We start from the raw sequence: 1,350 nt of genomic DNA on the forward strand, positions 1-1,350 counted from the left end.
GGCGGCGGCGCAGTGCGTGGCGCTCACCCTCTTCGGCCTGGCCTCCCGGCAGGCTTCTCAGGGAAAACCCTGAGGCCCGCCCGGGGTCACCCCCAGGCGACCCGGACATGTGTCAGTACTCTTTGACAGGTCTTCACGACACCTGTCAGCTTTGACTTACACACCGACGCACGAAGGGGCCGCAGATGGCACGGACGCCCGCTCCGGCCCCGTCCGGAGACGAGCTGCTCAAGGTCCTCGCGGCCCTCGGCAATCCGCACCGCCTGCGGATCGTCGCGGCGCTCCACGAGGGCCGGAACTACGTCAGCCGGCTGGCCCGCGAGATCGGCATGAGCCGCCCGCTGCTGCACATGCACCTGCAGCGGCTGGAGGCCGCGGGCCTCATCACCGGCTCGCTGGAGCTGTCCGAGGACGGCAAGGCGATGAAGTTCTACGAGGTGGTCCCGTTCCGGTACGAGCTGACTCCCGACGTGATCGAGGAGGTAGCCCGCACCCTCGGCGACGGTGACGGCGAGCCGCCAGGCGAGCCCCCCGGGAAGGACCAGACCGGCACCGGGAAGCCCGAGACGGTGAAAGAGGAAGCCACATGAACGAGCAGACGGTGCACCTCGCCGACAGCGCCGACACGGTCGGTGCCGTGGTCGGCGCGGTGGGCGCCGCCGGGTTCTTCGCGCTGCTGATCGTGGTGGTCTGGCAGATCGCCGCCACCTGGCGGGCGAAGATGCTCGCGGCCCGCGAAGAGCAGTACCGGCAACTCGCCATCAAGTACCAGCAGTTGCTGGAGGACAACCTCGAACTGCACCGCCGCAGCATCGACGAGCTGACCGAGGCGCGGCGCTCCATCACCTCGATGGAGAAGATGATGCGCGAAATCGAGTAGCAGAGGTCGAGCAGCGGCCCGCAGCAGCATGCGTACGGGCCGGAAGCGGCAACTTCCGGCCCGTACGAGGACGAAGCAATCCCACGGCACACTCCCGCGCCACGGCCAGGTCGGCAAACCACAGCGGCCGCGGTGCGGTCCGGTCGTGCGCCCGATTCACTTCTCTTGAAGGAGACCATCCCATGTCCGCTCGGATCAAGCAGCTCGTGGCTGCCCCCGGAGGACGCCGGACGAAATGGCTCGTACTGGCCGCCTGGATACTCCTCCTCGTCGCGCTCGGCCCGCTGGCCGGCAAGCTCGGCGACGTCGAGGAAACCGGCCCCAACGCCTTTCTGCCGCGCAGCGCCGAGTCCGCCGAGCTGAACACGGAGCTGGAGAAGTTCCGCGGCGACCCGGACGACGAGGTCATGCCCGCCGTCGCGGTCTACAGCGTGCCGGACGGCGCGATGACGGAGGCCGGCCGGCAGAAG

The 1,350-nt window shown here is 69.0% G+C and carries 2 protein-coding genes and 1 pseudogene; all 3 read left to right on the forward strand.

Annotated elements, in window-relative coordinates:
* Positions 1–185: 185 nt before the first annotated feature.
* On the forward strand, positions 186–590 hold the full coding sequence (locus H5J30_RS33600) for an ArsR/SmtB family transcription factor (protein ID WP_181791546.1): 405 nt from the start codon (positions 186–188) through the stop codon (positions 588–590).
* Positions 587–880: a hypothetical protein gene (locus tag H5J30_RS33605; RefSeq protein ID WP_018839890.1), complete on the forward strand. Its 294-nt coding sequence runs from the start codon at positions 587–589 to the stop codon at positions 878–880. The genes H5J30_RS33600 and H5J30_RS33605 overlap by 4 nt, the downstream gene beginning before the upstream one ends.
* A gap of 182 nt (positions 881–1,062) precedes the next feature.
* Positions 1,063–1,350: pseudogene (locus H5J30_RS33610) on the forward strand (MMPL family transporter); the annotation flags it as partial.

The organism is Streptomyces phytophilus (assembly GCF_013870535.1).
GTDB lineage: Bacteria > Actinomycetota > Actinomycetes > Streptomycetales > Streptomycetaceae > Streptomyces > Streptomyces phytophilus.